Below are 25,049 nucleotides of genomic sequence, written 5' to 3'. Positions count from 1 at the left end.
ACTTCGCCCCGTCATGAATGACCATGACGGGGCGAAGTGGTTTCACATGCGGCGTGTTAAGCCGTTAGTGGGGTTACTTCAGATCGAAGCGATCCAGGTTCATCACCTTAGTCCAGGCGGCGACGAAGTCCTGCACGAACTTCGCTTGTGCATCGCTGGTGGCGTAGACCTCAGCCAGTGCGCGCAGCTGGGAGTTGGAGCCGAACACCAGGTCCACCTGGGTGCCGGTCCATTTCAGGTCTCCGGTTTTGCGGTCGCGGCCTTCCAGCACACCGTCGGTAGCCGACCTCTGCCACTTGGTGCCCATATCGAGCAGGTTGACGAAGAAGTCATTGCTCAAGGTTTCCGGGCGTTTGGTGAATACTCCGTGCTGGGCTTTGCCAGCATTGGCATTCAGTGCACGCAGACCGCCAATCAGCACGGTCAGCTCCGGTGAGGTCAGTTCCAGCAGTTGCGCCTTGTCAATCAACAGCTCGGCTGCCACGCCTTCGTAACCCTTGCGGGTGTAGTTGCGGAAGCCGTCAGCTTTGGGCTCCAGTACTGCGAAGGAGTCGACGTCGGTCTGCGCCTGAGTGGCGTCGGTGCGGCCAGGGGTGAATGGCACCACGGCATCGACACCACCCTTCTTCGCTGCGGCTTCGACAGCGGCGCCACCGGCGAGGACGATCAGGTCGGCCAGGGAGATTTTCTTGCCGCCAGCAGCTGCTGCGTTGAAGTCCTTCTGGATGCCTTCCAGTACAGCCAATACCTTGGCCAGTTCGGCGGGCTGGTTAACCTCCCAGTCTTTCTGCGGCGCCAGACGAATACGTGCGCCATTGGCCCCGCCACGCTTGTCGCTGCCACGGAAGGTGGAAGCTGAAGCCCAAGCGGTGTTGACCAACTGGCCAATCGACAGACCGGATGCCAATACCTTGGCCTTGAGGCCGGCGATGTCCTGCGCATCCACCAGTGCATGGTCGACGGCCGGCACCGGGTCTTGCCAGATCAGCACTTCGGCCGGTACCAGCGGGCCGAGGTAGCGGGCGCGCGGGCCCATGTCGCGGTGGGTCAGTTTGAACCAGGCGCGGGCGAAGGCGTCGGCGAACTCCTGAGGGTTCTGGTGGAAGCGGCGCGAGATCTTCTCGTAGGCCGGGTCCATGCGCAGCGACATATCGGCAGTAGTCATCATCGGCGGGTGTTTCTTCGCCGGGTCATGAGCGTCCGGAATCAGGTGCTCGGGTTTGCAGTTTTTCGGCGTCCACTGTTTGGCGCCTGCCGGGCTTTTGGTCAGTTCCCACTCGTAGCCGAACAGCATGTCGAAATAGCCGTTATCCCAGGTGGTGGGGTTGGGTTTCCAGGCACCTTCGATACCGCTGGTGGTGGTGTGCACACCCTTGCCGCTACCGAGTTTGTTGATCCAGCCCAGGCCCTGCTCTTCAAGCGGAGCGGCTTCCGGCTCGGGGCCTACCAGTGCGGGGTCGCCAGCACCGTGGGCTTTACCGAAGGTGTGGCCGCCGGCTACCAGAGCTACGGTTTCTTCATCATTCATGGCCATGCGGGCGAAGGTTTCGCGCACATCGCGACCCGAGGCAACGGGATCCGGGTTGCCGTCCGGGCCTTCCGGGTTGACGTAAATCAGGCCCATCTGCACCGCGGCCAACGGATTTTCCAGCTCGCGATTGCCGGTGTAGCGGCTGTGCGGTTTGTCGCTGGTGGCCAGCCACTCGGTTTCCGAGCCCCAATAGGTGTCTTCTTCCGGCTCCCAGATATCCGGACGACCACCGGCAAAGCCGAAGGTTTTGAAGCCCATGGATTCCAGTGCGACGTTACCGGCCAGTACGAACAAGTCGGCCCAGGAGAGTTTGCGTCCGTACTTTTGCTTGATCGGCCAGAGCAGGCGACGGGCCTTGTCCAGGTTACCGTTGTCCGGCCAGCTGTTGAGCGGAGCAAAACGCTGGTTGCCGGTGCCTGCACCGCCACGGCCATCGTGGATGCGGTAGGTGCCGGCAGCGTGCCAGGCCATGCGAATCATCAGGCCGCCGTAGTGGCCCCAGTCAGCGGGCCACCAGTCCTGAGAATCGGTCATCAGGGCGGTGAGGTCTTTGACCACGGCGTGCAGATCAAGGCTCTTGAACTCGTCGGCATAGTTGAAGCCCGCGCCCATGGGGTCGGACTTGGCAGAATGCTGGTGGAGAATTTTCAGGTTGAGCTGGTTGGGCCACCAATCGGCGTTCTTCGGGGCGCCACCAGTCACGCTGTTCTTGCCGGCACCGCCCGAGAACGGGCACTTCGCTTCATTGGACATGATTCTCTCCTGTTGTATTCACCTAACGGGGTGGACTCAGCTTGGTAGCTGGACGGCGAACGGGCCAATAGGATTTCGGTATGACCTTTATAGTAGTCAGGGAATATGACGCCAGGACGATGGATTAATGCCCGGCACTGCGCTGGCAATTGTGAGTGAATATTCTTAAAGCACAGCGAATCGGGCACACTCATCGAACGTCGAATTTTTATCCAGCAAGAGCCGCCGACCGTGGATCAACCCAGCCCTTCTCCCGCCACTGACGCCGAAGTATTGGCCTACATGCAACGCCAGTTGCGTTCCGGCCGCGTGAAACCCGGTGTACTGGTCAGCCTGACGCAAAAGACCTTTGCCGATGTCAGCCATGAGCGCATCGTGCAGTGCTTCAACCAACTGGATTCAGCGCTGCTCAAACGTTGAACCTGAGCAGGCCAAGGAGCAGCGGATGAGCATCGACTCGCCTGAGGACATTCTGCACACGTACTTGCATGTGCAGGACGGCGGAAAAACCGCGCCAATTACTGTCACCGAGCAGTTCTGGGGTGAGTTGCTCAGCGGTGCCAGACCTGAACTGGATCAGGGGCGGCTGATGTCTGCCTTCAGCTTCTCGGCAGACTGGCCCACTTGGGAGCGCCACCCGGCAGGTGAAGAGCTGGTCATGCTGTTAAGCGGCCGTGCGTTGTTGCTGCTTGAGGAGCCTGGCGGTGAGAGCGCCCTGCGGCTCGATCACGTCGGCAGCTACGTTCTGGTGCCACAGGGCGTATGGCATACAGCCAAAACCACGCAACCCACTACCCTGCTGTTTCTTACCCCTGGCGTGGGTACCGAGCATCGCCCAGTCTGACGGGTTATGTCGCTGCACTTCAGGTCAGGGGTTGCCCAACATTTGGCGTGTCTTTATTACTGATCTACAGAGAGGGTGTGCATGCTGAGCAAATTACTGGTGACTCTAGGCATCGTGTTTTATGCCGTGGTGGTGCCAATCTTCGAACTGAACGATTCCCATGTATTCAATCCAGGCTGGGAAGCCCATGCCCGGTTGCATGAGGTTTGGCAGCTGGCGACCAACTGTGCGATTGGCGCGTTTTCCTTTTGGTTGGTGTGGTTCAGGTCGAACCTACGCCTGAGCAGCCTGCTGACGTTCTTCGTGACGGGCGGCTTTCTGCTGGCCTATGCCCTGCGTGACAGTTATGGGGGCTCGATGGTGCTTTCCGATGGTTCGGAAAAATTGATTCTGGGTATCAACCTGGGCTTGTTTGCCTATACGTTGGCGATCATCCTTGCGCTGCTGGCCTTGTACCTGCAGCGCTCACCCAGCAGTGCAACTTAAAGCCTGCACTGCGCATCTGATGCGCAGCACACCACCTGCCTGAGTCTATCAACCAGGCCTTTCGGAGATTCAGATGTCCCGCCCCACCTCACTCAAGCCCCTGCTCGTCCTGATTTGCCTTGCCTGCTTCGCCATGCTCGGCGGTGCCTTGCTGCTGCAACACCTGCTCGGTTGGGAGCCTTGCACCCTGTGCATTCAGATTCGCTTGTGGCTGCTCTGTGGCGGCGTTCTGAGTCTGCTGATCCTGCTGCTTGAAGGCGTCGGCCTTCGCTGGCTGACCTTGCCCTTATGGCCGTTGCTGCTGGTAGCTGCCGGTATGGCGGTATACGACAACAGCCATCTGGTGCTGATCGAAAGCGGTGTGCTGGAAAGCTCCAGCTGCTCGCCCTTCCCGTTCTACGCCTTCTACCTGCCGCTGCATGAGTGGCTGCCTGAGGTGTTTATGAGCGCTGGTGTGTGTGGCGAAAACGATCACCGCATTCTCGGGCTGTCGTTCACCTACTGGACGCTGCTGAGTGTGGTGGTGCTGCTGGTAATGAGTCTGCTGGCCAGCTGGCGTGCCATTCGCCGCTGATCAATGGCCTGAGGGGTTGGCGGCAACACGCCAACCCTGCTCCCAATAAGCGGTTTATTGCCGATATTCGCGTGAAAATGGCGACTTGTCGCCACGCACTGTGCGCCTGATCACACCCCTTTTCTCAGCCTCCCTGCCCTCCAGCGTGCCAGCCACTCTGGCATAGGCATTGCGATACAGCCCTGGCATTGCGCAGAGCAATGCAGTGACAGCCCCCGCCAGACTGCCGAGACGTTCTCTGGCCGCCGTCACCCCCTCCATAAGAAGAACAGGGACACCGCTATGTTCAAGTCGATCTGCGCCATCGCCGTTGGCAGCCTGCTGCTCGCGTCCACCTCACTGCACGCGGCCAGTGACAGCGGGCCGATTGTTATCAAGTTTGCCCATGTGGTGGCAGACAACACGCCCAAAGGCCAGGGCGCACTGCTGTTCAAGACGCTCGTAGAGGAGCGCCTGGGCGACCAGGTAAAGGTTGAGGTCTACCCAAACTCGAGCTTGTATGGCGATGCCAATGAACTCCAGGCCCTGACCAACAATGAAGTGCAGTTGCTGGCCCCGTCGCTGGCCAAATTCGAGAAGTACACCAAGCAGTTGCAGGTGTTCGACCTGCCGTTTCTGTTCGATGACCTGGACGCGGTCAACCGCTTTCAGAAACGTGCCAAGGGTCGTCAGCTGTTGCGTTCCATGGAAGACCACAACATCGTCGGCCTGGCCTATTGGCACAATGGTATGAAGCAGCTTTCAGCAATCAAACCGCTGTTGCTGCCCAGTGATGCAGCCGGTTTGAAGTTCCGTATTCAACCGTCCAGCGTGCTTGAAGCGCAGTTCAACCAGCTCGGTGCCACACCACTGGCGCTGCCGTTTGCCGAAGTTTTCGACGCGTTGAAAAGCGGCAAGGTAAAGGGGGCGGAAAACCCCTGGTCAAATATCTACAGCAAGCAACTGCACAGCGTGCAGCCGTTTATAACCGAGACCAACCACGGCGTGCTCGACTACATGCTGGTGAGCAATCCACGCTTCTGGTACGCCATCCCACACCAGGTCCGTATGCAGCTGGAAGGCATCATCGATGAAGTGACCTTTGAAGTGAACCGCCAGGCCGAAGCCGCCAACCAGGCTGATCGGGCGCGCATTGCCGCGGCCAGCGGCAGCCAGGTGATCACCCTCAATGCCGAACAACGGGAGGCCTGGCGCAAGGCCATGCAGCCCGTCTGGCAGCAGTTTGCAGGGGCGATCGGCGCGGACGTGATGAAGGCCGCGCAAACGGTCAACCGCAAGCGCGACTGAATTCAGGCCTTACTCAGGCACGGCGCTGCCGGTTGGTTGCTGGTGGTTGCTGGAAATACGCCAGTAACTGGCCGGGCTGAAGCGCTGCGTCAGTGCCAGCATCAGTGCAACGCAGAACAGCATCAGCAGCCAGGTACTGGCAAAGCTGCCCGAGTGTTCGCGCAACCAGCCGCCCGCCGCCGGTGCCATGGCATTGAGCAGAAAGCCAATGCCCTGCACGAAGGCCGCCAGTTGCCCGGCAGCGCGTGGTTCCTGCAAATGGTCGAGGCTGAGGATCAGGCTCAAGGCAAAACAGGCACCCAGGCCGAAACCGATCAGTGCCACCCACAGCAAGGGCAACTGCTGCGGGTAGAACAACAGCCCGGCAAACCCCAGTAACTGCGCCAACAGGCTGATACTCAGCAAGCCGCGACGTTCTCGGGTGCGCTGAGCCAGCGCCGGCATGGCCAGGGCTGCCAGTACCTGAAACAGTGTCATCCAGGCCAACAGCGCCCCGCTGTTCTGGCTGCTCCAACTCAACTGCTGGTAATAGGCCGGCAGCCAGGCCACCACGGTCATATAGCCGCAGTTGCTCAAGCCGAAGTACAGGGCCAGTGTCCAGGCTCGTCGATTACGTACAAACCGTCCCAGACGCTGATCCGCTGCAAGTGCCTGGGCCTCACGCAAGGGCGTGCGTAGCCATATCAGTAGCGCCAACAACGCCGGCAGTGCCCATGCCGCAAGCCCCATCTGCCAGTGACCGGTGCGTTGCGCCAGATGCGGGCTGAGCCATGCGGCCAGGCCACCACCGCCCATCAGGGCAGCGCTGTACAAGCCCATGGCAATTGCCACCCGCCCTGCAAAACGGCGTTTGATCAATCCAGGCACCAACACCTGAACCAAGGCGATGCCCAAACCGGCCAGCAGCGCCGTGAGCAAGAGCAACAGGCTGTGATCGGCCACGCCGCGGGCCGCACCGGCCAGCAGGATGCACAGCAAGCCGCAGGCAATGCCCCTGCCCTCGCCCAGACGCGCCTCGACCTGAGCGCTGAGCAGCGCCACCAGGCCCATGCACACCACTGGCAAGGTAGTCAGCAGACCCGCCATCTGGAACCCCAGGCCAACGTCTGTGCGAATGTCATTGAGCAGCGGGCTGATGGCCGTCAGGCTCGGCCGCAGGTTGAGCGCCAGACTGATCACCACCAGCAGCCAGACCAGGCTGCGCCAAGCGGATTCGCGTTTATGCATGCTGCGCCTGCCAGCGCTGATACAACCCGCGCATGGCGCTGTGCGGCTGCTGTTCGATGCGCAGGGTCTGTTCTGCCAGAGGCCGGCTCAACTGCTGGTACAACGCCGCCGTGGACAAACCAAAAGGTTCTGCGTCGGCATTCGCGGCGGCAAACACCACCCGGTTGACGCCACACAGGTACATGGCGCTCAAACACATGGGGCATGGCTGGCCACTGGCGTAGATCACGCAGCCATCCAGGCGGTTGCTGCCCAGCAACTCGCTGGCCTGACGTATGCACAACAATTCGGCATGAGCGCTGGGGTCGTGGCGCATATGCAGCTGATTGCTTGCCGCACTGATCACCTGGCCGTCACGCACCAACACTGCGCCGAAAGGTCGACCACCCTGGGCCAGGTTGGCAGCAGCCAGGCCAACGGCCTGCTCGAGAAAATCGCGCTCATCGCACATGGCGTACTCATTATCAACTGATCACGGCAGGCGATTATCCCGAGCCAGCCAAGTATGCTGAAATTAAATATAAGCATGCCTATCAGTTGATCCAGGAATAGTCTGATGCTCGATCACCAGTTGCTACGCGCTTTTGTTGCCGTTGCCGATTGCGGCAATTTCACCCGCGCGGCTGAACGCCTGCACCTGACCCAATCGACGGTCAGCCAGCAGATACGGCGTCTGGAAGATGACCTTGGCTGCCGTTTACTCGACCGGAGCGCACGGCAGGTACTGATGACCGCCGAAGGCGAACAACTGTGCAGCTATGCCCGTCGTATCCTGGCGCTGCACGATGAGGCTGAAGATGTACTGCGCCACCAGCAAAGTGAAGGCGTGTTGCGCCTGGGCGTGCCAGAGGACTTTGCTGCCGAACGCCTGATGCCACTGCTCGCCGACTTTGCTGCCACGCAAACCAGCGTGCGCCTGGAGGTCACCAGTGGGCTCAGTCCGGAGTTGTTGCGCCAGTACCGTGACGGTCAGTTCGATGTGCTGCTGAGCAAGCAGATGAACCCCGGCAGCGATTGCCTGGCAGCCTGGGCGGAACCGCTGTGCTGGCTGGACAGCCGGCAGCAGCCGGCCTTGCAGCGCGAGCCTTTACCGCTGGTGGTGTTTGCCCCAGGCGGCTTGTATCGCCAGGAAATGATCCAGACCCTGGACATGCAGGGCCGTGCCTGGCGGATCAGCTACGCCAGCAGCAGCCTGGCCAGCGTCTGTGCAGCCGTGGCTGCCGGCCTGGGTATCAGCCTGCTCCCGCGTCGGGTAGTGCAGGCGGATCACCGGGTCATCGACAGCCTGCCAGTGATCGAAGGCCTGCACCTGACGTTATACGCCCGGGCGAACCTCGGCCCGGCCGGCAATGCCCTCAAGGAGCGCTTGTACCTGTTGTGTCAGGAGCAGGCTGGCGCTCAGCTTTAGGCGGCAGCTCCTGTAATGCCTGTTGTTGCCAGCCACCACCGAGCGCGGCGATCAGTTGCACGCTGGCGGTCAAACGGCTGCCCAGCAGGCTGAGATTGCTGCGTTCGTTGTTCAGCGCCGTGGCTTGCACGTTAACCACGCTGTTGAAGTCTACGGTGCCGGCGCGGTACTGGTTTTCGATCAGGCGCAGGGATTCGCGGGCAGCTTGCAGCGCTTCCTGTTGGATCAGCGCTTCCTGCTCCAGCACACGCAGTTGCACCAGGTAGTCCTCCACCTCACGGAAGCTGTCGAGCACCGCCTGGCGGTATTGCGCAACGGTCTGGTCGTAGGCCGCTTCGCTGCGTTCCAGCTCGGCGCTGCGCGCGCCGCCATCGAACAGTGCCAGTGCCAGCTGCGGGCCGAGGGACCAGAAGCGGTTGGGCAGATCAATCCAGTCGGCAAAGCTGCTGCCACGGTAGCCGCCGCTGGCGGAGATGCTCAGGTCCGGATACCAGGCGGCTTCGGCGACGCCGATTTCGGCGTTGGCGGCCATCACCCTACGCTCGGCGGCGGCGACATCCGGACGACGCTCCAGCAGTTGCGACGGCAGTGCCACGGGGATTTCCGGCAGGGTCGGCAGTTGCTCACGCACGGCGATACTCAGTTCGCTCGGCGGCACACCGATCAGCACAGCAATCGCATGCTCCAACTGCGCACGCTGCCATTGCAGGTCAATCGCCTGGGCCTGGGTGCTTTTCAACTGAGTCAGGGCCTGGCTGACATCGGATTTCGGCACGATGCCGGCGTTGTACTGGTTTTCCGTGAGTTTCAGCGACCGAGCATAGGCGGCGACGGTGGCATCGAGCAGGCGCTGCTGATCATCCAGCACGCGCAGTTGCAGGTAGTTCTGCACCAGTTCCGCCTGCAGGCTGAGTTTTAGCGCGGCGAGATCCGCTGCGCTGGCCTCGAAGCCGGCGCGGCTGGACTCCAGCGAGCGGCGCAGTTTGCCCCAGATATCCAGCTCCCAGGTGGCATTCAGGCTCAGGTCATAGCTCTTGCTGACGCCGCTGGTACTGCTGCTGGTATTGGTGGTGCCGCTGCCCTGACTGCTGCGGGTAGCACCGGCGCTGCTCGACAGACTTGGATAAAACGCCGCTCGCGCGCCACGCACCAGAGCGCGGGCCTGGCGATACTGCGCCTCGCTGGCGGCCAGGTTCTGGTTGGAGACATTCAGCCGCTCAACCAGAGCATTCAGCTCGGCATCGCCATACAGCTGCCACCAGTTGCCACGCGCCAGCGCATCACCGGGCTGGGCTTGGGTCCAGCCTTCGATCTGTTTGAACTGCGCCGGGGTTTGCAGCTGCGGGCGCTGATAGTCCGGGCCGAGTGCACAGGCGCTCAGGGCCAGACTCAACGCCAGCAAGGTGGGTAAACGATAGGCAGCGAGGGCTTTCATAACGGAGTTTCCAGGGCAGCGTCAGTGCGCACACCGCGCCAGCGGTTGACCCGGTGGCGCAGGCGGTCGAAATACAGATAAATCACCGGAGTGGTGTACAGGGTCAGCAGCTGGCTCAATACCAGCCCGCCGACAATGGTGATGCCCAGCGGCTGGCGCATTTCCGAGCCTTCGGCGCTGCCCAGCATCAGTGGCAATGCCCCGAGGATGGCGGCCAGGGTGGTCATCATGATCGGGCGAAAGCGCAGCAGGCAGGCCTGGCGGATGGATTCCTCCGGGCTCAGGTGCTGCTGGCGTTCCAGCTGCAGCGCCAGGTCGATCATCAGGATGGCGTTCTTCTTGACGATACCGATCAGCAAAAACAGACCGAGCAACGAGATCAGGCTGAATTCGATGCTCATCAGCTGCAACGCCAGCAGCGCGCCGACGCCGGCAGAAGGCAAGGTGGAGAGGATGGTCAGCGGGTGCACATAGCTCTCGTAGAGCACGCCAAGCACGATATACACCACCACCAGCGCCATCAGGATCATCCATGGCTGGTTCTGCTGAGTCTTTTGAAAGGCTCCACCGGTGCCACCGAGCACGCCCTGCACTTCAGTGGGTAGGCCGACTCGGGCAATCGCGGTGTTGATCGCCTGACTGGCTTGATCAAGGCTGACCCCTTCGGCCAGGGCAAAGCCGATGTTTTCCGCAGCAAACTGGCCCTGGTGGTTGACCCGGTCTTCTTCCAGGCTGCGCTCCCAACGGGCAAAGCTGGACAGCGCCACGCGCCCACCATCAGCCGTGATCAGCTGAATCTGATCGAGAGTTTCCGGGTATTGGGCGAACTGCGGGTTGATCTCCATGACCACGCTGTACTGGTTCAGGCTGTCATAGATGGTCGACACCTGACGCTGACTGAAAGCGTTGTTCAGCACCGCCGTGATCATGTTCATGTCCACGCCCAGGCGCTTGGCCACATCACGTTCGACCACCAGACGAATTTGCTGAGTGCCATCGGCCTCCTTGGCATCGATGTCAGTCAGCTCCGGCAAGGCGCGCAGGGCTTCGCGTACGGGCGGCAGCCACTTGCGCAGCTCGTCGAGATCGCCCGACAGCAGCATGTATTCATTTTCCGAGCTGCGCCCTTCCCGCCCGCCAATCTGCAGATCCTGGTCCGGCATCAGGAACATGCGCCCGCCGGGCACCTTGGGCACCGACTGACGCAGGCGATTGATCACTTCCTGGGAGCTGGCCTGACGCTCGCCGATCGGTTTGAGGCGCACGATCATAAAGGCGTTGCTGATACCGCCACCGCCGCCGATAAACCCGGCCACGCTTTCCACCGCCGGATCGGCGAGAACCGCACGGCGGTAGATTTCCAGCTTCGGTTGCATGACCTGGAACGACAGGCCGTCATCACCGCGGATAAACCCGATCAGCTGGCCAGTGTCCTGCTGCGGCATAAAGGTCTTCGGCACGCTGACAAACAGGAAGATGTTCAGCGCGATGGTTGCCAGCAGGCTGAACAGCATCAGCAGGGAATGGCGCAGCGCCCAGTCCAGGCTGCGTTGATAGAACGCCAATACCCGCGTTTGTAGGGTCCCGCCCCAACGCTGCATGGCACTGGGTTGCGGCTCAATGGCTTCGGCCTTGAGCCAGCGCGCACAGAGCATCGGCGTCAGGGTCAGCGACACCAGCAGCGAGATGACAATGGCCACCGCCAGGGTGAGGGAGAACTCGCGGAACAGGCGCTCGACGATACCGCCCATAAACAGAATCGAGATAAACACCGCGACCAGCGACAGGTTCATCGCCAGCAAGGTGAAGCCCACCTCGCGCGCGCCCTTGAGGGCCGCCGCCATGGGCGTTTCGCCGGCCTCGATATGCCGCGAGATGTTTTCCAGCACGACGATGGCGTCGTCCACCACCAGTCCGGTGGCGATGATCAGCGCCATCAGCGACAGGTTGTTCAGGGAGAAACCCAGCAGGTACATGGCAGCAAAGGTGCCGACCAGCGATACCGGCACGGCCAGCGCCGGTATCAGTGCCGCACGCCAGCGGCCGAGGAAGGCAAACACCACCAGAATCACCAGCACCACGGCAATCAGCAGGGTCTGCTCAGCCTCGTGCAGGGTGGCGCGAATCACCGGCGAGCGGTCCATGGCCACTTGCAGGTCGATACTGGCGGGAATCACTGCACGCAGAGCCGGCAGTTGCTCGCGAATACCGGCGATGGTTTCGATGATATTGGCCCCGGTCTGGCGGTTGATCACCAGCAGCACGGCCTGCTCATCATTGAAGAAGCCGCTGTTGTAGCGGTCCTCGACGCCATCGGTGACCTTGGCCACATCGCCCAGGCGTACCGCCGCGCCGTCCTGGTAACGAATGATCAGCGGCAGGTAATCAGCGGCTTTTTCCAGTTGATCACTGGCCTGCACCTGCCAGTGCCGCTCGCCATCTTCCACCGCGCCTTTCGGCCGTTTGGCGTTGGCCGTGCTGATGCTCTGGCGCACTTCATCCAGGGCAATTCCGTAGTGATCAAGCAAGCGCGGCTCCAGGGCCACGCGCACCGCTGGCAAGGAGCTGCCGCCAATCTGCACTTCACCGACGCCGGTGACCTGGGCGAGCTTCTGCGCCAGGATGGTCGAGGCCACGTCGTACAGCTGACCTTTGTTCAGCACGTCACTGGTCAGCGACAGCACCATGATCGGCGCCTGCGACGGGTTGACCTTGGCGTAGGTGGGCATGCTGCGCATGCCGCTGGGCAGCAGCTCGCGCGAGGCATTGATCGCCGCCTGCACTTCACGGGCGGCCGCGTTGATATCACGATCCAGGTCGAACTGAATCATGATCCGCGTACTGCCCTGGCTGCTGCGGCTGTTCATCTGGCTGATACCGGCGATGGTGCCGAGCGAGCGTTCCAGCGGCGTCGCCACGCTGGAGGCCATGATCTGCGGGCTGGCGCCCGGCAGGCTGGCCTGCACGGTAATCGTCGGGAAATCCATCTGCGGCAGCGGCGCCACTGGCAGCAGGCCAAAGCTGACGCCGCCGAGCAGCATGATCGCCAGGCTCAGCAACAGGGTGGCCACCGGCCGACGGATAAAGGGTGCAGAAAGGTTCATGGGCGCACGCTCTGCTCCCTCTCCCATTTATGGGAGAGGGTTGGGGAGAGGGTCAAGAACATCACGCGATCTCCACCCTCTCCCCCGGCCCCTCTCCCGCAAGCGGGAGAAGGGAGGAAGAGCCAGATGCCACTCACACCAATACCCCCGCCGCGCTGCGGCCGCTGATACGCCGCGACAGGCGATCGAAGTACAGGTAGATCACCGGCGTGGTGAACAGCGTGAGTATCTGGCTCAGCAGTAAACCGCCAACCATCACCAGGCCCAGCGGCTGACGCAGCTCAGCACCGGAGCCTGTGGCCAGCATCAGCGGAATCGCCCCAAACAGTGCTGCCAGGGTGGTCATCAGAATCGGGCGGAAACGCAGCAACGCCGCCTGATAGATCGCCGCCTCCGGCTGCATGCCCTGGTTACGTTCGGCGTCGAGGGCGAAGTCGATCATCATGATCGCGTTCTTCTTGACGATGCCGATCAGCAGGATGATGCCGATGATCGCAATCAACCCCAGCTCGTTACCGCTGAGCAGCAAGGCCAGCAGCGCGCCGACCCCGGCCGACGGCAAGGTGGAGAGAATGGTGATCGGGTGGATATAGCTCTCGTAGAGCACCCCGAGCACGATGTACATGGTGACGATGGCTGCGAGAATCAGCAGCAAGGTGCTCGACAAGGATGCGCGGAAGGCTTCTGCCGCGCCCTGGAAGCGCGTCTGCACTGCCGGCGGAATGCCAATTTCCTGCTCGACCTGCTCGATCACCGCCACCGCCTCACCCAGCGATACACCGCTGGCCAGGTTGAATGACAAGGTGGCGGCCGGGAATTGGCCGATGTGGTTGATCAATAGGCTGGCGGCGCGCTCCTCAACCTGAGCCAGGGTCGACAGCGCGACCTGCTGACCATCAGCAGCCTTGACGTGAATCTGCCGCAACGCCGCCGGGCCGATGCTGCCGGCGTTCTCACTCTCCAGCACCACGCGGTACTGGCTGGCCTGGGTGTAGATGGTGGAAATCTGCCGCTGGCCAAAGGCGTCGTACAGCGCGTTGTCGATATCGGCGATGCTCACGCCGAGACGTCCGGCCATATCGCGGTCGATCTGCAGAAACACCTGCAGGCCACGGTTCTGCAGGTCGCTGGCCACATCGGTCAGCTCCGGCTGCTCGCGCAGCGCGCTGACCAGCTTGGGCACCCACTCTTCCAGCAGGCCGATATCCGGCGACTCCAGGCTGAACTGGAACTGCGTGCGACTGACCCGATCCTCAATGGACAGGTCCTGTACCGGTTGCAGGTACAACTCGATGCCGGGAATGCGTGCCAGCTCCGGGCGCAGCCGTTCGATAATCTGGCTGGCGCTGACATCGCGTTCGGCCCGTGGCGTCAGGTTGATCAGCAGACGGCCGCTGTTGAGCGTCGGGTTGTCGCCATCCACGCCGATATAGGACGACAGGCTGGCCACGGCCGGGTCCTGCAGAATCACCTCGGCCAAGCGCTGCTGACGCTCGCTCATGGCGCGGAAGGAAATCGACTGCGGCGCCTCGGAAATGCCCTGGATCACCCCGGTGTCCTGCACCGGGAAAAAGCCCTTGGGCACCGCCAGGTACAGCACCACGGTCAGCGCCAAAGTGCCAATGGCGACTAAAAGCGTCAGCGGCTGATGCTTGAGCACCCAGGTCAGCCACACGCCGTAACGGGCGATCATGCCGTCGATCACTGCCCCGGCGGCGCGGTAGAAGCGCCCTTCTGCTTCGGGCTTTTCCGCCTTGAGCAGGCGTGCACACATCATCGGCGTCAGGGTCAGGGAAATGACCAGGGAAATCAGAATGGCCACTGCCAGGGTGATGGCGAACTCGCGGAACAGCCGCCCCACTACGTCAGCCATAAACAGCAGCGGAATCAGCACGGCGATCAGCGAGATGGTCAGCGACACCAGGGTAAAGCCGATCTGCTTGGCACCTTTGAGCGCCGCATTCAGCGGCGTTTCGCCTTCTTCCAGATGACGGGCGATGTTCTCCAGCATGACGATGGCATCGTCCACCACAAAGCCGGTGGCAATGGTCAGGGCCATCAGCGTCAGGTTGTTGATGGTAAAACCGGCCAGGTACATCACGCCGAAAGTGCCGATCAGCGACAGCGGCACGACGATGGACGGGATGATGGTCGCCGACACCTTGCGCAGAAACAGGAAGGTCACCAGTACCACCAGGGCGATGGCCAGCAGCAGCTCATGCTGCACGCCTTTGACCGCCGCGCGGATGGTTTCGGTGCGGTCGGTCAGCACGTTGACTTCGACGCTGGCCGGCAGGCCCTGGGTCAGCTGGGGCAACAGCATCTGGATACTATCGACCACATCGATGACGTTGGCCCCGGGCTGGCGCTGCACATTGACAAGCACCGCTTCGCTGCGGTTGGCCCAGGCCGCCAGACGCTGGTTTTCTGCGCCATCGACGATCTCGGCGACATCCTTGAGGCGCAGCGTGGCACCGTCCTTGTAGCCGAGGATCAGCTCTCGGTATTCGTCGACGGACTTCAGCTGGTCATTGGCATCCAGTTGCGACACCCGCGTCGGGCCGTCGAAGTTGCCTTTGGGCTGGTTGACGTTGCTGGAGGTGATCAGCGTGCGCACATCGCTGAGGTTCAAACCATAAGACGCCAGGGCCTCCGGGTTGACCCGCAAACGCACGGCCGGGCGCTGGCCGCCGGCCAGGGTCACCAGGCCGACGCCGCTGGTTTGCGCGAGTTTCTGCGCCAGGCGGGTATCGACCAGATCGAACACCTGCGGCAGCGGCATGGTTTTTGAGCTGATGGCCAGGGTCAGCACCGGAGTGTCGGCCGGGTTGACCTTGTTGTACACCGGCGGTGCCGGCAGATCATTGGGCAGCAGATTGCTTGCGCCATTGATCGCCGCCTGCACCTCCTGCTCGGCAACATCCAGCTTCACCTCCAGGTTGAAGCGCAGGGTGATGACCGATGCGCCGCCGGAGCTGGTCGAGGACATCTGCTTCAACCCGGCCATCTGGCCGAACTGGCGCTCCAGCGGCGCGGTGACTGCGCTGGTCATCACGTCCGGACTGGCGCCTGGGTAGAGGGTCATCACCCGGATGGTCGGGTAATCCACCTCGGGCAGCGCCGAGACTGGCAGTAGGCGATAGGCGATCACACCGCTGAGGAAGATCGCCAGCATGATCAGTGTGGTGGCGACCGGACGCAGGATAAACAGGCGGGAGGCGTTCATTGGGCGCGCGGTGCTCCCTTGCGCTCAGGCTTGGCCGTAGGTGTCTGGGTGACGCCAGGGGTGTCGCTGATGACCTCGACCTTGTTGCCGGAACGCAGGCGATCGGTGCCTTCCAGCACCAGGCGCTGCCCTGGGGTCAGGCCCTGCTCCACCACGCTGCGCTGACCGTCGCTGGGGCCGACACTGATCGGCGTCAGCTGCACCTTGTCTTCAGCATCCACCACATAGGCGAAGGTGCCGCTGGCGCCGAACTGCAGCGCTGCCGAGGGCATCAGGGTGACGTTCTGCAGGGTTTTCACGCGCAGACGCACGTTGACGAACTGGTTGGGGAAGAGCATTTCCTCGGCATTGGCAAAGCGTGCCTTGAGCTTGACCGTGCCGGTGGCTGTGTCGATCAGGTTGTCGATGCTCTCCAGTTCTCCGTCGGCGAGTTTGAGTTTCTCGCTGCGGTCCCAGGCCTCGACCGCCAGGGTTTCCCCTGCGCGCAGCTGCTGCACCACGGCGGGCAGTTCGGCTTCCGGCAAGGTAAAGGTCACGGCGATGGGCAGGGTCTGGGTAATCACCACCAGCGGCAAGGTATCGCCGGAGCCCACCAGGTTGCCCACGTCCGCCTGACGGATGCCCAGGCGGCCGCTGATCGGCGCACGTACCTGGGTGAAGTCGAGGTTGAGCTTTGCAGTGGCGACATTCGCTTGCAGGCTTTTGATCCCGCCACGGTACTGATTGACCAACGCTTCCTGGGTATCGAGGGTCTGCTTGGCAATCGAGTCTTCGGCATACAGACCGCGATAGCGCTTTAGGTCCAGCTCGGCGTTGCGCAGCTGCGCCTGGCTTTCCTGCAACGCCCCCTGGGCCTGTTGCAGGGCAATTGCATAGGGACGAGGGTCGATGACCGCGAGCAGATCGCCGGCCTTGACCTGCTGACCATCCTTGAACAGCAGCTTGACCAGTTCGCCATCCACCCGGCCGCGCACATTCACCGTGTTATAGGCTGTGACGGTGCCCAGGGCCTTGAGTTCGACCGCAAAGTTGCCCTGGCTGACATCGGCAACCCGTACGGGAACCGGCCCCATATCTCCAAAAGGTCCACGGCGCATCTGTTGTGATTGCGCCTTGCTGGGCCAGAACCACCAGAGCAGGAGCAGCAGCGCGGCGAGCAGCAGCAGGCCGATCAGCCATTGGCGCGACAGGTTGCGGGGGCGATGGGTGAACTGTGTATCAGGCATGGCAACGATCACTTCCTTGGGGAGCGTGAACGATATTCAGTATCAGCCAGCCTGCAAAGCCTCTTTACCGCCTATTTACCTTTTCCTTACGTAACTAAATATCTGATCCGCAAATGAAAATACCCGGCCCGAGGATGGCCGCACTGGATGATCGGCCAATAAAAACGGCCTGCAAGGCAGGCCGTTGGTGTATCGCTCAAGTGCGTTTACTTGAGTGCAGCCAGGGCCGCGTCATAGTTCGGCTCGTCGGCGATTTCGCCAACCAACTCGCTGTGCAGCACCTTGTCGTTTTCATCCAGCACGACCACTGCGCGAGCGGCAACACCGACCAGCGGGCCGCTGGCGATGGCCACGCCGTAATTCTTGAGGAACTCGACACCACGCATGGTCGACAGGTTGATCACGTTTTTCAGGCCTTCTGCACCGCAGAAACGCGCCTGAGCGAACGGCAGGTCGGTGGAAATGCACAGCACCACGGTGTTGGCCAATTGGCTGGCGCGAGTGTTGAAGGTGCGCACCGAGGTGGCGCAGGTCGGGGTATCAACACTAGGGAAAATATTCAGGACTTTACGCTTGCCGGCCAGGCTGGCCAGGCTGACATCACTCAGGTCACCGGCGACCAGGCTGAACGCCGGAGCCTGCTGGCCTACCTGCGGCAGTTGACCGGCGACTTCAACCGGGGAACCTTTGAGTGTGACTTGTGCCATGGGATTGATCCTTATCTGTGCAATTGAGGGGCGGAAAACAAGTAAGGGCGCGAACCCGCCAAATGGCAAGCCGGCGCCCCTGCAACACGGCGAGCAGAGCTGACCAGAAAGTCAGACTACCCTGCTCGCCGATGCGGCACATCAATTTTTTGCGAAGTGATCCTTGGTCAGCTTGACCACAATCGGACTGAGCAGCAGCAGCGACAGCAGGTTGGGGATTGCCATCAAGCCGTTGAGGGTGTCGGCCACCAGCCAGGCAAAGTCCAACTGGGCAATTGCCCCGAACGGCACGGCCACCACCCAGAGAATGCGAAACGGCAGGATCGACTTGGTGCCGACCATGTATTCCCAGCACTTCTCGCCGAAGTAACTCCAGCCGAGGATAGTGGTAAAGGCGAAGATCACCAGAGCCAGGGTCAGGATGTAGCCACCCACGCCCGGCATGGCCTGCTCGAAGGCGGCGGCTGACAGCGCTGCACCGCTGGCACCGCTTGTCCACACGCCAGAGGTGATAATTGCCAGGCCAGTCATCGAGCAGATGATGATGGTGTCGATAAAGGTCCCGAGCATGCCGATCATTCCCGAACGCACCGGGCTGTTGGTGGTGCCGGCCGCCTGAGCGATACCGGCAGTACCCAGACCCGCTTCGTTGGAGAAAATACCGCGGGCCACACCAAAGCGAATCGCCGCCATCACTGCTGCACCGGCAAAACCACCGGTAGCCGCAATCGGGGTGAAGGCGTAGGTGAAGATCATTTCAAAGGCTTTCGGGATTTCCGCGGCATTGACCACCAGCACCACCACTGCAGCGATGATGTAGGCCACACACATAAACGGCACCAGGGTTGCGGCGACCTTGCCGATACGCTTGATGCCGCCGAGGATTACCAGGCCAACCACCACCATGGTCACCACGCCGGTAACCCACAGCGGAATGTTGAAGGTGGTGTGCAGGGCCGCAGCCATGCTGTTGACCTGCACCATGTTGCCGATACCGAAGCCGGCAAAACCGCCAAAAATGGCGAACGCGGTACCCAGCCACAACCATTTTTTGCCCAGGCCGTTCTTGATCGCATACATCGGGCCGCCGACGTGTTCGCCGCGCTCGTCCTTCTCGCGGTAGTGCACCGCCAGCACCACTTCACTGTATTTGGTGGCCATGCCGACCAGTGCGGTACACCACATCCAGAACAGTGCGCCTGGGCCGCCGAGGAAGATCGCAGTGGCCACGCCAGCGATATTGCCGGTGCCCACAGTAGCGGCCAGGCAGGTCATCAGCGCCTGGAACGGGCTGATCTCGCCGCTCTCGGTATCGCCTTTTTGACGGCCTTGCCACATCAGCTTGAAGCCTGCGCCAATCTTGCTCAGCGGCATGAACTTCAGGCGCAGCATGAGGAACAGGCCGGTGCCGAGAATCATCACCAGCATGGGCGGTCCCCAGACCACGCCGTTGAGTTGATTGACCAGGGTATTGATAAATTCCATGCTCATTTCCTTATTCTTGTAGTGAACGCGAGGTGGGTAGCCTTCGCTTGTCCGATTGCCGGGTAGGCGATGCTGTTACACATAACGCGAGCCGGGTTGGCGCGCCTGTAAACAACGGATCGGGCTATACCAGTCAGCACAACGACTGCCCGGTGATCAGCGGCGGTCAGTATATGAAGACTGCGATAGTGGTTTTCACTGTTTAGATTTCAACGCTCAGACGTTTTGAGCGAGGGGCGCAATTTAAACGCGAACTAACTGGCTTAATCCAGCATCGCCCCGCAGAAAAATGGCTTGCTAAAAGTCGCGTCGATAGAACAGGTCAAGCGAACTGGCCAGCCCGCTGGCAGCCTCAAGATAGAGCCGCCGACTCAGCTCGTAACGCAAGGCGATGGTGTTCGCTGGCTCGAATACCCCAACGCCATAACGCAGGCTCAGGCGTTCCGATAAATTGCCGCCGGCCACCACACTGGTGGTCACGCCACTGCCCTGGGTGTCGAGCTGAAAATCACTGATCCCCAGGCCTTGCGCCAGGCTGTTGACCAGCGGCGCACTGCCGGCCATGCCCAGGGCCAGCGCGGCTTGCGCCAGCATGTTGTTATCGCCGCCGCCCTGCCCCAACGGCCGACCCATGATCAGGTAGGACAACGCCTGCTCCTGGCTCATTGCAGGCTCGGAAAATACCGTGCTGGTGGGTTGCGCCGCGTTGCCGCTCAAACGCAGACCAGCGGTGACGTCATCGACCTGACGCACCGCCTCGATATCGAGAAACGGCTGATCGATCGGCCCGGCGAATAGCAGACGCGCCCGGCGCACATTCAGGCGCTGGCCATAGGCGCGAAAACGCCCCTTGTTCAGACTAAGCTCGCCACGAGTATCGAGGTCATTGCCGATATGCACCCGGCCGAGCAACTCGGCATTCAGACCAAAGCCGCTGAAAGTCAGGCGCTGCTGACCAACCTCGACATCGATATCCATGGCAATCGCTGTGGCCTGTTGTGCCGCGCTGTCACGTCCAAGCACCTGGGCATCGCTGGATACCTGCACGGTCGAAGGCGGCAGCTCACGCACTTCGATCTTGCCACTGGGGATCAACACCTTGCCGGCCACAGACAGCTGCTCATCACGCAGGCTTAAACGCAGGTCCGGCTCCACTTCCAGCGCTGCGTAAGGCTCCACCGTCACCGGTAGATGGCTGCCGCGCAGTTGCATATCGGCCAGCAATCCATCGGCCCAGTTCAACTCGCCATTGAGGCTGCCCTGTCCTTGCTCGCCGCTGCGCCAATCACCCTCCAGCTGCAGCCGCTCACCCTCGATACGCGCCTGCAGGTGCAGTTGCTCGATATTCATCGGCAGATCGCCACCAGCAATCTCACCGCCCTGCACCCGCAAGCTGCCGTTGATCTGCGGTACCAGCAGCCCGCCGGAGAGCATGCCAGCACCATTCAGCTGCCCGGCAATACGCTCGACCATCGGCACAAACGGGCGTGCCAGGGCCAGGTCGAGCCCGTTCAGGCGGAAGCTGCCGGACAGTGGTTTGCTCGCCGGGCGCGGGTCCAGTTGCGCCTGCAGCGACAGCTCACCGATAGCCGGACCATGTAACTCCAACAGGCTGTCGATGCGTTGCGGGCGCAATTGCGCGCTTAGGCGCAAGCTGTCGTAGGCAAAGTCCAACCACTGTTGTTGATCACGAATACGCCAGACGCCACTGCCAGCATCCAGCGCCAGACTGCCGTTCGGCCCGCTGGCCGGCAGATCGAGTTGCAGGTGGCCGTTCAACTCGCCTTCCCAGGCGAAATCCTTGGGCCACAGCGCTGCCAGGCTGTCCATGGGGAAGTTGCTCAGCTGGTAGTTCAGCTTGGGTTGCGGCAGCAGGCGCTGCTCTGTGCCACACAGGCTGGCCTCACCCGAACGCCAGCAATGCGCGCCCAGGCTGAGCTGCCCGCTGGCCAGCCGCACCAGCGTGGCCGGCTGTTGCAGCCGCCAATCCTGACCGCTGCTTTGCACCTCCGCCCGACTCAGGCTGCCGCGCCAGTTACCGTTATCCAATTTTCCGGCCAAGGCCAGTTGGCTGTTCAGTAGCGGGCCTTGCAGTTGCAGCTCAAGGCTTTGCTGCTGCTGATTGCCCGTGACGTTTGCATCCAGACGTCCCAGCTCGGTTTCGCCCAGCGCAATGCCCAACGCCTGTAGAGTGATCTGGCCACGCTGGGCGCTGTTCAGGCTGGCGTCGAGTTTGAGCTGTTGTATGCGTTGCTCTGCAAAAGCCAGGCGCTGCCCTTGCAGTTGCAGCTGACCTTGTGGTGCTTGCAGATTGCCGGCCAGATCAAGCTGACCATTGAGTTGGCCCTGCAAACCCGGCCATAGCTGGCCCAGACGCGGCATCGCCAGCAGCAACTGACCACTCAGTTGTTGCTGCAAAGCGCCTTTACCGCTGATGCGGTTATCGCCCAGGCGGATATCCAACGCACTTAGCTCGCCCTGCTCCAGGCCGCCGGCAAATTTCGCCAGGAGCTTGGCCGGCTGCCCGCGCAAACGACCGTCAAGGTCGATATCGGCATTAAGGTTGAGCTGCTGATTGATCAAACTGCCCGAGCTGTTGAGTGGACCTGCCAAGCTGCCGGGCAACTCGGCCAGCCAGTAGGCGGGGTCAAACTGGCTTAACTGCAGGCGCACATCCCAGCTCAGTTGCTCGGCAAAACCCAGGCTGACCTGACCTTCGGCGCGGCCCTGTCCGGCTTGCAGGCGCAACTCAGGCAGATACAGCTTGTGCAGATCGCCACTCAAAGGGCTTTGCAGGCTAAAGGCGCCAGCCGGGCCATCCAGCTCGGCGGCAAAATGCCCGAGGTAGTTGCCATCCTGATAGGCCAGCTCACCACTGAGCATCCGCAATGCTACAGGCGGCGCCTCCTCCAGTGGATAGAGGCGCTGCCAGGGGAAGTTCTGCCAGTTAAAGCGGCTGTCCAGGCTCAAGCCCTGCTGCCAGTTCAGTTCGCCGCTGAGTTGTACCTGCTGCTCCGGGCTGGCGACCAAGCTCAAATTGCTGATCGCAGCGCCATCGGCTTTGAGCAACCCTGCCAACGCCAGGGTTATCGGCCCCTCGGCTGCCGGTAGGCTGGCACCGCCCGTGATCTGGTAGCCGTCCTGTAGATCACCCTGGGCATTGAGCACAAGCTGCTCAAGATTCAAGGTGTCGGGCAACTCAGCGCTGGCTTTGAAGGCCGCAACCTGCAAACGCAATTGCGCCGGCAGGTGCTCTGCCAGCGGCTGCAGCCAGCCCGTCAGTTCACCCTGCAGATAGCCACTGCTGCTGGCTGTCAATTGCACCCGCTCGCGCAGTTCACCTTCGAGCTGCAGCGCCAGCGGCCAGGCCTGTTGTTCGGGTGCCGGTAATTGCAGCTGTCCGTTCAGGCGCAGTGGCCAGTTGCCCGAGGTCTGCAGCTGCCCCTGCAATGCCAGCTGCAGATCGGCGGTGTGCAGGCTGAGGTTATCAATCTGAATGCCCTGCGCAGTCCAACGCGCCGCCAATTGCAGTCCTTGCAGCTGCTCGACGCCATTAAGCTGCAGACTGTCGATCTGCACCTGCCCCAGTTGCAGTGCCAGCGGCAGGCTCAGGTCCGGCAGGGTGAACGGCTCGCTGCTGGGCTGCTGATCATCCGGGAATACCAGGCTGATCGACCCGCTGCGCAGTTGCGCGACACACAAGGTCAGGCGCAACAGGCAGGTAGGTGACCACTCCAGGCGAGGCGCCATCACCTGCACGCTGTTCTCACCCTGCTGCCAGCGCAGCTGTGTCGCACTCCAGCTGCCGCCCAGGCGGCCAGCGAATTCGTCGACCTGCAAGCCTGGCACTTGCGCCACTAACCAGCGGCTGCCGCCTTGGGTGCCCAGCAGCAAACTCAAACTGACCACCAGTGCAAGCAGCAGCCCGAGCAGACTGAACAGCGCATAACGCAGGCCGCGCTTCACAGTACCGGCCCCATGGAGAAATGCAGACGCACACCGCCCTGATCATCCAGCGGATGCGCCAGATCGAGGCGCAACGGTCCAAGCGGCGATACCCAGCGCACACCAACGCCCACCGCGCTTTTCAGCGAGGGAATTTCCAGCGAATCAAAGGTATTGCCCTGGTCGAAGAAGCTCGCCAGGCGCCAGCGCTCGGTCAGGCTGTACTGGTATTCCAGGCTGCTGGTAAACAGATAGCGCCCGCCGATCTTGTCGCCAGCACGGTTCTCCGGCGACAGGCTCTGGTAGTCATAACCGCGCACGCTCTGATCGCCCCCGGCAAAGAACCGCAGCGATGGCGGCACCTTGGCAAACCCGTCGGATTCGGTGCCACCCAACTGCACCCGACCCAGCACCCGATGGCGCTGGAAGAGCGTAGTCAGGCCTTTGAGTTGGATATTGCCGTGCAGCACGTTGGCATCGGACAACAGCCCCTTGGCCGCGCCGGACAGATCGAACTGCAGGCGGTAGCCGTGGTTGGGGTCGATCTGGTTATCGCTGTGCAGGTAGGAATAACTGATGCCGGGCATCAGTAGCGTACTGGTGCCGGCGTCATCGCCCAGGTCGTACTGCTCATGCTGCCATTTCAACGACAGTACACGCTGCCAGCCGTTGTCGAGTTTGCTGTGCCACTCCGGGCCGAAGGTCAGCAGGCGGCTGCTGCTGTCGGTGTTGGCCAGGTCTTCAGCCTGGTAGCCGCCGGCCACGCGCAGTTTGTCGGTAAGCGGCGGATCTAGCGGCACGTCGTACCACAGGCCAACATTCTGCCGCGGCGCCGACAGTTCGAACTCCGCGCCATAGCTATGCCCTTGCGGGTTGGCCCAGTGCCGCGTCCAATTGGCCCTGCCACGCGGGCCAACGTCGGTGGAAAAGCCCAAGCCAAGGCCCATGCTGCGCGGCTTGCGCGCCTGCAATTGAACCTGCACCGGAATTTGCTCGCCCACAGCACTGCCGGGGTTGGCGTCCACCTGCACGGACTCGAAATACCCACTGGAACGCAGCGCCTGATACAGCTCGGCAATCAGTGCCGAGTCATAGGGCGTGCTCGCGGGGAACGGCACCATGCGTTGCAGTAACTGCTCATCGAAGGGCGCATCACCGGTAAACTGCACGGCCCCAAGCTGGTAGCGCGGCCCGCTGAGGTAGACCAGCTCGATATCCGCCACCCCGGCCTCCGGGTCAATCGTCAAACGCTGGTGGCTGAAGCGCCCGGCGAAGAAACCATAACGCGACGCCTGGTTCTGGATTTCACGCTTGGCGGTATCGTAATGCCCTTGATTGAGCTGCGCGCCACTGCGCAGTTGCGGGTCATTGGGGGTACGAAAGGCACGCAACTGAGTGGCCGGGCCCTCGATACGCACCACCACATCACGCAAGCGCACCGGCTCACCTGGCTGAATACGCAAGGTCAGGCGCGGTGTTGCGCCCTCGCTTACCTCGGTGGTGATCTGTGCCTGGTAATAGCCCAGTGCCTGGGCGGCTTTTTCGGCCTGGTTCTCGGCCACACGGCGATAGCGTTGCAAGGCCTCGGCATCACGCTCGCCCAGGCTACCGATATAGCCTTCGATATTGCTTTTCAACGCGCTATTGGCCGGTTCAACCCGCACACGCAACTGCGCTTCGGCGAGGGCCGTAGCACTCAACAAAAGCAGGCAGACGCCACTGACTAGGTTGGGAAAAACACGCATGAAGGCGATGCTAGCACGAGCCAAGGGCCGACTTAGAGCCGCAGTGCAGGCAAATAGTTGCGACGC

17 protein-coding genes are annotated in these 25,049 nt (G+C 61.8%); 6 read left to right on the top strand and 11 right to left on the bottom strand.

Features of this window, described 5'->3' with window-relative positions:
* Positions 1 to 73: 73 nt before the first annotated feature.
* Positions 74 to 2,284, bottom strand: coding sequence for a catalase/peroxidase HPI (gene katG, locus IOD17_RS09710; protein ID WP_233684895.1), 2,211 nt, complete (start codon positions 2,282 to 2,284; stop codon positions 74 to 76).
* Between the two features lie 231 nt (positions 2,285 to 2,515).
* Between katG and IOD17_RS09705 the strand changes: the two genes are divergently transcribed.
* From IOD17_RS09705 to IOD17_RS09685, 5 genes are all read left to right on the top strand, one after another.
* A complete protein-coding gene (locus tag IOD17_RS09705; RefSeq protein ID WP_233684894.1) occupies positions 2,516 to 2,704 on the top strand; it encodes a hypothetical protein in 189 nt (62 codons plus the stop codon).
* Positions 2,705 to 2,729: 25 nt separating this feature from the next.
* Positions 2,730 to 3,128, top strand: coding sequence for a hypothetical protein (locus IOD17_RS09700; RefSeq protein WP_233684893.1), 399 nt, complete (start codon positions 2,730 to 2,732; stop codon positions 3,126 to 3,128).
* A gap of 81 nt (positions 3,129 to 3,209) precedes the next feature.
* Positions 3,210 to 3,614: a hypothetical protein gene (locus IOD17_RS09695; RefSeq protein WP_233684892.1), complete on the top strand. Its 405-nt coding sequence runs from the start codon at positions 3,210 to 3,212 to the stop codon at positions 3,612 to 3,614.
* A 73-nt stretch (positions 3,615 to 3,687) separates the two neighbouring features.
* Positions 3,688 to 4,188: a disulfide bond formation protein B gene (locus IOD17_RS09690; RefSeq protein ID WP_233684891.1), complete on the top strand. Its 501-nt coding sequence runs from the start codon at positions 3,688 to 3,690 to the stop codon at positions 4,186 to 4,188.
* Positions 4,189 to 4,470: 282 nt separating this feature from the next.
* Positions 4,471 to 5,475, top strand: a complete 1,005-nt coding sequence (locus IOD17_RS09685) for a TRAP transporter substrate-binding protein (protein ID WP_233684890.1) — start codon at positions 4,471 to 4,473, stop codon at positions 5,473 to 5,475.
* A gap of 9 nt (positions 5,476 to 5,484) precedes the next feature.
* Here the strand turns inward: IOD17_RS09685 and IOD17_RS09680 are convergent, their stop codons facing one another.
* Entirely contained in the window at positions 5,485 to 6,702 is a 1,218-nt protein-coding gene (locus IOD17_RS09680) for a CynX/NimT family MFS transporter (RefSeq protein WP_233684889.1), read from the bottom strand.
* The gene (locus IOD17_RS09675; protein WP_233684888.1) at positions 6,695 to 7,153 is read right to left on the bottom strand and encodes a nucleoside deaminase; all 459 of its coding nucleotides are present in this window, start codon (positions 7,151 to 7,153) and stop codon (positions 6,695 to 6,697) included. Before IOD17_RS09675 ends, IOD17_RS09680 begins: the two co-directional genes overlap by 8 nt.
* Positions 7,154 to 7,258: 105 nt before the next feature.
* On the opposite strand from IOD17_RS09675, the gene IOD17_RS09670 reads away from it, so the two are divergent.
* Positions 7,259 to 8,110, top strand: a complete 852-nt coding sequence (locus IOD17_RS09670; protein ID WP_233684887.1) for a LysR family transcriptional regulator — start codon at positions 7,259 to 7,261, stop codon at positions 8,108 to 8,110.
* Here IOD17_RS09670 and IOD17_RS09665 read toward each other — a convergent pair.
* The 8 genes from IOD17_RS09665 to IOD17_RS09630 form a co-directional block, all read right to left on the bottom strand.
* A complete protein-coding gene (locus IOD17_RS09665) occupies positions 8,058 to 9,545 on the bottom strand; it encodes an efflux transporter outer membrane subunit (protein WP_233684886.1) in 1,488 nt (495 codons plus the stop codon). The two genes, IOD17_RS09670 and IOD17_RS09665, sit on opposite strands and share 53 nt — an antisense overlap.
* Positions 9,542 to 12,649 carry an efflux RND transporter permease subunit gene (locus tag IOD17_RS09660; RefSeq protein ID WP_233684885.1) on the bottom strand — a complete coding sequence of 1,036 codons (3,108 nt, stop codon included), beginning with the start codon at positions 12,647 to 12,649 and terminating at the stop codon, positions 9,542 to 9,544. Before IOD17_RS09660 ends, IOD17_RS09665 begins: the two co-directional genes overlap by 4 nt.
* A gap of 133 nt (positions 12,650 to 12,782) precedes the next feature.
* Positions 12,783 to 15,875 carry an MdtB/MuxB family multidrug efflux RND transporter permease subunit gene (locus IOD17_RS09655; RefSeq protein WP_233684884.1) on the bottom strand — a complete coding sequence of 1,031 codons (3,093 nt, stop codon included), beginning with the start codon at positions 15,873 to 15,875 and terminating at the stop codon, positions 12,783 to 12,785.
* Complete coding sequence (locus IOD17_RS09650; protein WP_233684883.1) at positions 15,872 to 17,101, bottom strand: MdtA/MuxA family multidrug efflux RND transporter periplasmic adaptor subunit; 1,230 nt, start codon at positions 17,099 to 17,101, stop codon at positions 15,872 to 15,874. Before IOD17_RS09650 ends, IOD17_RS09655 begins: the two co-directional genes overlap by 4 nt.
* Before the next feature lie 206 nt (positions 17,102 to 17,307).
* Complete coding sequence (gene tpx, locus IOD17_RS09645) at positions 17,308 to 17,808, bottom strand: thiol peroxidase (protein WP_233684882.1); 501 nt, start codon at positions 17,806 to 17,808, stop codon at positions 17,308 to 17,310.
* Between the two features lie 141 nt (positions 17,809 to 17,949).
* Positions 17,950 to 19,293 carry an alanine/glycine:cation symporter family protein gene (locus IOD17_RS09640; protein WP_233684881.1) on the bottom strand — a complete coding sequence of 448 codons (1,344 nt, stop codon included), beginning with the start codon at positions 19,291 to 19,293 and terminating at the stop codon, positions 17,950 to 17,952.
* Positions 19,294 to 19,590: 297 nt separating this feature from the next.
* A complete protein-coding gene (locus IOD17_RS09635) occupies positions 19,591 to 23,259 on the bottom strand; it encodes a translocation/assembly module TamB domain-containing protein (protein WP_233684880.1) in 3,669 nt (1,222 codons plus the stop codon).
* Positions 23,256 to 24,983 (bottom strand): autotransporter assembly complex protein TamA, encoded by a 1,728-nt coding sequence (locus IOD17_RS09630; protein WP_233684879.1) that lies wholly within the window; start codon positions 24,981 to 24,983, stop codon positions 23,256 to 23,258. The genes IOD17_RS09635 and IOD17_RS09630 overlap by 4 nt, the downstream gene beginning before the upstream one ends.
* Between the last annotated feature and the right edge of the window lie 66 nt (positions 24,984 to 25,049).

This window comes from Pseudomonas anguilliseptica, assembly GCF_021375795.1.
GTDB lineage: Bacteria > Pseudomonadota > Gammaproteobacteria > Pseudomonadales > Pseudomonadaceae > Aquipseudomonas > Aquipseudomonas anguilliseptica_A.
Note: the sequence above shows the minus strand (reverse complement) of the source record. Positions and strands in the feature narration are given on the sequence as shown.

Excerpts from the sequence above, each read along its gene's own strand:
- IOD17_RS09650 (WP_233684883.1), bottom strand. The coding sequence starts at position 17,101 with ATGCCTGATACACAGTTCACCCATCGCCCCCGCAACCTGTCGCGCCAA.
- IOD17_RS09675 (WP_233684888.1), bottom strand. The coding sequence starts at position 7,153 with ATGTGCGATGAGCGCGATTTTCTCGAGCAGGCCGTTGGCCTGGCTGCT.
- IOD17_RS09695 (WP_233684892.1), top strand. The coding sequence starts at position 3,210 with ATGCTGAGCAAATTACTGGTGACTCTAGGCATCGTGTTTTATGCCGTG.
- IOD17_RS09680 (WP_233684889.1), bottom strand. The coding sequence starts at position 6,702 with ATGCATAAACGCGAATCCGCTTGGCGCAGCCTGGTCTGGCTGCTGGTG.
- IOD17_RS09690 (WP_233684891.1), top strand. The coding sequence starts at position 3,688 with ATGTCCCGCCCCACCTCACTCAAGCCCCTGCTCGTCCTGATTTGCCTT.
- tpx (WP_233684882.1), bottom strand. The coding sequence starts at position 17,808 with ATGGCACAAGTCACACTCAAAGGTTCCCCGGTTGAAGTCGCCGGTCAA.
- IOD17_RS09640 (WP_233684881.1), bottom strand. The coding sequence starts at position 19,293 with ATGGAATTTATCAATACCCTGGTCAATCAACTCAACGGCGTGGTCTGG.
- katG (WP_233684895.1), bottom strand. The coding sequence starts at position 2,284 with ATGTCCAATGAAGCGAAGTGCCCGTTCTCGGGCGGTGCCGGCAAGAAC.
- IOD17_RS09660 (WP_233684885.1), bottom strand. The coding sequence starts at position 12,649 with ATGAACCTTTCTGCACCCTTTATCCGTCGGCCGGTGGCCACCCTGTTG.
- IOD17_RS09670 (WP_233684887.1), top strand. The coding sequence starts at position 7,259 with ATGCTCGATCACCAGTTGCTACGCGCTTTTGTTGCCGTTGCCGATTGC.
- IOD17_RS09685 (WP_233684890.1), top strand. The coding sequence starts at position 4,471 with ATGTTCAAGTCGATCTGCGCCATCGCCGTTGGCAGCCTGCTGCTCGCG.
- IOD17_RS09630 (WP_233684879.1), bottom strand. The coding sequence starts at position 24,983 with ATGCGTGTTTTTCCCAACCTAGTCAGTGGCGTCTGCCTGCTTTTGTTG.
- IOD17_RS09665 (WP_233684886.1), bottom strand. The coding sequence starts at position 9,545 with ATGAAAGCCCTCGCTGCCTATCGTTTACCCACCTTGCTGGCGTTGAGT.
- IOD17_RS09655 (WP_233684884.1), bottom strand. The coding sequence starts at position 15,875 with ATGAACGCCTCCCGCCTGTTTATCCTGCGTCCGGTCGCCACCACACTG.
- IOD17_RS09700 (WP_233684893.1), top strand. The coding sequence starts at position 2,730 with ATGAGCATCGACTCGCCTGAGGACATTCTGCACACGTACTTGCATGTG.